Origin of the sequence: Paraburkholderia sp. Ac-20342, from assembly GCF_017104985.1 — a bacterium.
In the GTDB taxonomy this organism is placed as follows: Bacteria; Pseudomonadota; Gammaproteobacteria; order Burkholderiales; family Burkholderiaceae; genus Paraburkholderia.
This window is the reverse complement of record NZ_JAAGPQ010000173.1, coordinates 1-5656: the sequence shown is the minus strand read 5'-3', so window position 1 is coordinate 5656 and position 5656 is coordinate 1. Positions and strand designations below refer to the sequence as shown.

The following is a 5656-nucleotide window of genomic DNA, read 5'->3' as shown; positions in this document are numbered from 1 at the left end:
AGGAGCCTGACGATTACCTACTTTCACACGGGCAATCCGCACTATCATCGGCGTGGAGTCGTTTCACGGTCCTGTTCGGGATGGGAAGGGGTGGGACCGACTCGCTATGGTCATCAGGCATGACGGGTTGCTGCGTCGCGGGTTTTCGCGCCACAGCCAATCGGGAAGAAGCGTAAAGGATTCGTGTGGGAGTTGCGTTGTTTCTGGCACAACATCGATCACTCAACCGCGTGTTCTGGTCACTCCTTCTGGAGTTCCAGCGTATCCCCTTCTTCGGGGATCGGACACCCGCAGGCGCTTTGCATGGGCCCGGCGCAAGTGCTGAAGCACTCACGCCGGCCGGCAGCTGAAGCACTAACGGTGTCGAGACACACCTGTTATAGGATCAAGCCTTACGGGCAATTAGTATCAGTTAGCTCAGTGCATTACTGCACGTGCACACCTGACCTATCAACGTCCTGGTCTTGAACGACCCTTCAAGGGGCTCGAAGCCCCGGGGATATCTCATCTTAAGGCGAGTTTCCCGCTTAGATGCTTTCAGCGGTTATCTCTTCCGAACATAGCTACCCGGCGATGCCACTGGCGTGACAACCGGTACACCAGAGGTTCGTCCACTCCGGTCCTCTCGTACTAGGAGCAGCCCCCTTCAAATATCCAGCGCCCACGGCAGATAGGGACCAAACTGTCTCACGACGTTTTAAACCCAGCTCACGTACCTCTTTAAATGGCGAACAGCCATACCCTTGGGACCGGCTACAGCCCCAGGATGAGATGAGCCGACATCGAGGTGCCAAACACCGCCGTCGATATGAACTCTTGGGCGGTATCAGCCTGTTATCCCCAGAGTACCTTTTATCCGTTGAGCGATGGCCCTTCCATACAGAACCACCGGATCACTATGACCTGCTTTCGCACCTGTTCGACTTGTCAGTCTCACAGTCAAGCACGCTTATGCCATTGCACTATCAGCACGATTTCCGACCGTACCTAGCGTACCTTCGTACTCCTCCGTTACACTTTGGGAGGAGACCGCCCCAGTCAAACTGCCTACCATGCACTGTCCCCAACCCGGATTACGGGCCAAGGTTAGAACCTCAAACAGATCAGGGTGGTATTTCAAGGACGGCTCCACGGAAACTGGCGTTCCCGCTTCACAGCCTCCCACCTATCCTACACAGACCGGTTCAAAGTCCAATGCAAAGCTACAGTAAAGGTTCATGGGGTCTTTCCGTCTAGCCGCGGGGAGATTGCATCATCACAAACACTTCAACTTCGCTGAGTCCCGGGAGGAGACAGTGTGGCCATCGTTACGCCATTCGTGCAGGTCGGAACTTACCCGACAAGGAATTTCGCTACCTTAGGACCGTTATAGTTACGGCCGCCGTTTACCGGGACTTCAATCAGGAGCTTGCACCCCATCATTTAATCTTCCGGCACCGGGCAGGCGTCACACCCTATACGTCCACTTTCGTGTTTGCAGAGTGCTGTGTTTTTATTAAACAGTCGCAGCCACCAGTTTATTGCAACCCCTTCACCCTTCTGGCGCGAGCCAGTCAAGCTACAGGGGCGTACCTTATCCCGAAGTTACGGTACCAGTTTGCCGAGTTCCTTCTCCCGGGTTCTCTCAAGCGCCTTAGAATACTCATCTCGCCCACCTGTGTCGGTTTGCGGTACGGTCTTGTTAAACTGAAGCTTAGAGGCTTTTCTTGGAACCACTTCCGATTGCTTCTTCACCGAAGTGAATGGCCTCGCACCCTTGAATTCCGCGCCCGGATTTGCCAAAGCGCCTTCTCCAATGCAAGGACCGGGACTTCCAACACCCGGACAACCTTCCGCGATCCGTCCCCCCATCGCATTTAACAATGGTGCAGGAATATTAACCTGCTTCCCATCAGCTACGCATTTCTGCCTCGCCTTAGGGGCCGACTCACCCTACGCCGATGAACGTTGCGTAGGAAACCTTGGGCTTACGGCGAGGGGGCCTTTCACCCCCTTTATCGCTACTCATGTCAGCATTCGCACTTCCGATACCTCCAGCACACTTTCCAGTGCACCTTCGCAGGCTTACGGAACGCTCTCCTACCATGCACATCAATGTGCATCCGCAGCTTCGGTATATGGCTTAGCCCCGTTACATCTTCCGCGCAGGACGACTCGATCAGTGAGCTATTACGCTTTCTTTAAAGGGTGGCTGCTTCTAAGCCAACCTCCTGACTGTTTTAGCCTTCCCACTTCGTTTCCCACTTAGCCATATTTGGGGACCTTAGCTGGCGGTCTGGGTTGTTTCCCTCTTGACACCGGACGTTAGCACCCGATGTCTGTCTCCCGTGATTGCACTCTTCGGTATTCGGAGTTTGCTATGGCGAAGTAATCCGCAATGGACCCCACAACCATGACAGTGCTCTACCCCCGAAGGTGATACACGAGGCACTACCTAAATAGTTTTCGGAGAGAACCAGCTATTTCCAGGTTTGTTTAGCCTTTCACCCCTATCCACAGCTCATCCCCTAACTTTTCAACGTTAGTGGGTTCGGTCCTCCAGCACGTGTTACCGTGCCTTCAACCTGGCCATGGATAGATCACCTGGTTTCGGGTCTACACCCAGCGACTAATCGCCCTGTTCGGACTCGCTTTCGCTACGCCTGCCCTAATCGGTTAAGCTCGCCACTGAATGTAAGTCGCTGACCCATTATACAAAAGGTACGCCGTCACCCCCGAAGAGGCTCCGACTGTTTGTATGCATGCGGTTTCAGGATCTGTTTCACTCCCCTCCCGGGGTTCTTTTCGCCTTTCCCTCACGGTACTGGTTCACTATCGGTCGATCACGAGTATTTAGCCTTGGAGGATGGTCCCCCCATCTTCAGACAGGATTTCACGTGTCCCGCCCTACTTCTCGTACACCCAGTTCTTCCATGCTGTTTTCGTCTACGGGGCTATCACCCGCTATGGCTGCACTTTCCAGAGCATTCGACTAACAGTACAGATAAAGAGTACAGGCTGATCCCATTTCGCTCGCCACTACTTTGGGAATCTCGGTTGATTTCTTTTCCTGCGGTTACTTAGATGTTTCAGTTCACCGCGTTCGCTTCACATGACCTATGTATTCAGTCATGGATACTCCATTAGGAGTGGGTTTCCCCATTCGGACATCTCCGGATCAAAGCTTGTTTGCCAGCTCCCCGGAGCTTTTCGCAGGCTACCGCGTCCTTCATCGCCTGTGATCGCCAAGGCATCCACCACATGCACTTGTTCGCTTGACCCTATAACAGGTATGTCTCTTCGCGAGACTCACCCGCTACAGGTTGAGTATTCGTGTTGCGCCGTATTCCAAGACGACCTTCCGATCGCCCTTAAAATACATCGATACAATCACAACCCTGATTCACCTACTCGCCTACCCATCTCTAAGTACGCTTTCGTGAATCTCTTTACTACTTCTTCCTGATTGTTAAAGAACGACAGCCGATTGCGAGTTGCCTCACATCGCTCTGACTGGCTCAATCGCCAATGCGCAACGCTCTGCACTCGTGCAGAACCCTGCGCATTGAAGATTGGTGGAGGATGACGGGATCGAACCGACGACCCCCTGCTTGCAAAGCAGGTGCTCTCCCAGCTGAGCTAATCCCCCAGTCATACTACAGATACGACTATCTGCCCGCACCCAGAGATCTGTCAGCACCACAGACAAAGATGGTGGGTCTGGATGGATTCGAACCATCGACCCCCGCCTTATCAAGACGGTGCTCTAACCGACTGAGCTACAGACCCCTGCGTCTGTCTGCGTTTCTTCTGCTAACCACAGCCGATAAGCGTGAGCACTTGATAGAGATGCTAGCTCTGGAAAGGAGGTGATCCAGCCGCACCTTCCGATACGGCTACCTTGTTACGACTTCACCCCAGTCATGAATCCCACCGTGGTAAGCGCCCTCCTTGCGGTTAGGCTACCTACTTCTGGTGAAACCCACTCCCATGGTGTGACGGGCGGTGTGTACAAGACCCGGGAACGTATTCACCGCGGCATGCTGATCCGCGATTACTAGCGATTCCAGCTTCACGCACTCGAGTTGCAGAGTGCGATCCGGACTACGATCGGTTTTCTGGGATTGGCTCCACCTCGCGGCTTGGCAACCCTCTGTTCCGACCATTGTATGACGTGTGAAGCCCTACCCATAAGGGCCATGAGGACTTGACGTCATCCCCACCTTCCTCCGGTTTGTCACCGGCAGTCTCCCTGGAGTGCTCTTGCGTAGCAACTAGGGACAAGGGTTGCGCTCGTTGCGGGACTTAACCCAACATCTCACGACACGAGCTGACGACAGCCATGCAGCACCTGTGTGATGGCTCCCTTTCGGGCACACCCAACTCTCATCAGGCTTCCATCCATGTCAAGGGTAGGTAAGGTTTTTCGCGTTGCATCGAATTAATCCACATCATCCACCGCTTGTGCGGGTCCCCGTCAATTCCTTTGAGTTTTAATCTTGCGACCGTACTCCCCAGGCGGTCAACTTCACGCGTTAGCTACGTTACCAAGCCAATGAAGGCCCGACAACCAGTTGACATCGTTTAGGGCGTGGACTACCAGGGTATCTAATCCTGTTTGCTCCCCACGCTTTCGTGCATGAGCGTCAGTATTGGCCCAGGGGGCTGCCTTCGCCATCGGTGTTCCTCCACATCTCTACGCATTTCACTGCTACACGTGGAATTCCACCCCCCTCTGCCATACTCCAGCGCTGCAGTCACCAATGCAGTTCCCAGGTTAAGCCCGGGGATTTCACATCGGTCTTACAGCACCGCCTGCGCACGCTTTACGCCCAGTAATTCCGATTAACGCTCGCACCCTACGTATTACCGCGGCTGCTGGCACGTAGTTAGCCGGTGCTTATTCTTCCAGTACCGTCATCCCCCTCCGGTATTATCGAAAGGGCTTTCTTCCCGGACAAAAGTGCTTTACAACCCGAAGGCCTTCTTCACACACGCGGCATTGCTGGATCAGGGTTGCCCCCATTGTCCAAAATTCCCCACTGCTGCCTCCCGTAGGAGTCTGGGCCGTGTCTCAGTCCCAGTGTGGCTGGTCGTCCTCTCAGACCAGCTACAGATCGTCGGCTTGGTAGGCCTTTACCCCACCAACTACCTAATCTGCCATCGGCCGCCCCTTGAGCGCGAGGTCTTGCGAGCCCCCGCTTTCCTCTCCCGAGCGTATGCGGTATTAATCCGGCTTTCGCCGGGCTATCCCCCACTCCAGGACACGTTCCGATGTATTACTCACCCGTTCGCCACTCGCCGCCAGGCCGAAGCCCGCGCTGCCGTCCGACTTGCATGTGTAAGGCATGCCGCCAGCGTTCAATCTGAGCCAGGATCAAACTCTTCAGTTCAAACCTGTTACTGTTTTCGGGCTCTCTCGAACCCGGTCGCTCACTCAACGTACTGACGATGATTAACCTGTCTCTCAACAGGCAAACCTTCCTCTTTACTGTGTGAGACTCTTGATACTTTTGCCTTGACCCGATCCGAAGATCAGGTCCGCACCCCGCATCAAGCGCCCACACTTATCGGCTGTTGGTTTTTAAAGATCAGTCCGCTCACTCAACCATGCCCAACACCACCCGGCACCGCTTCGTTCGCGTCGCTGCGTCTGCAGCAGAGAAACGAGATTATG

The 5656-nt window shown here is 54.4% G+C and carries 2 tRNA genes and 3 rRNA genes; all 5 read right to left on the bottom strand.

The annotated features are described in order from the left end of the window. Positions 1-4: 4 nt before the first annotated feature. A 5S ribosomal RNA gene (rrf, locus tag G3N58_RS33305) occupies positions 5-118 on the bottom strand. A 263-nt stretch (positions 119-381) separates the two neighbouring features. Further along, positions 382-3260 (bottom strand): 23S ribosomal RNA (locus G3N58_RS33300). Between the two features lie 292 nt (positions 3261-3552). After that, positions 3553-3628 (bottom strand) — tRNA-Ala (locus G3N58_RS33295). A 63-nt stretch (positions 3629-3691) separates the two neighbouring features. Further along, positions 3692-3768 (bottom strand) — tRNA-Ile (locus G3N58_RS33290). 73 nt (positions 3769-3841) lie between these two features. Then, positions 3842-5372: ribosomal RNA gene (locus G3N58_RS33285) — 16S ribosomal RNA — on the bottom strand. The 16S, 23S and 5S rRNA genes sit together here with 2 tRNA genes alongside, the layout of an rRNA operon. Positions 5373-5656: the final 284 nt, after the last annotated feature.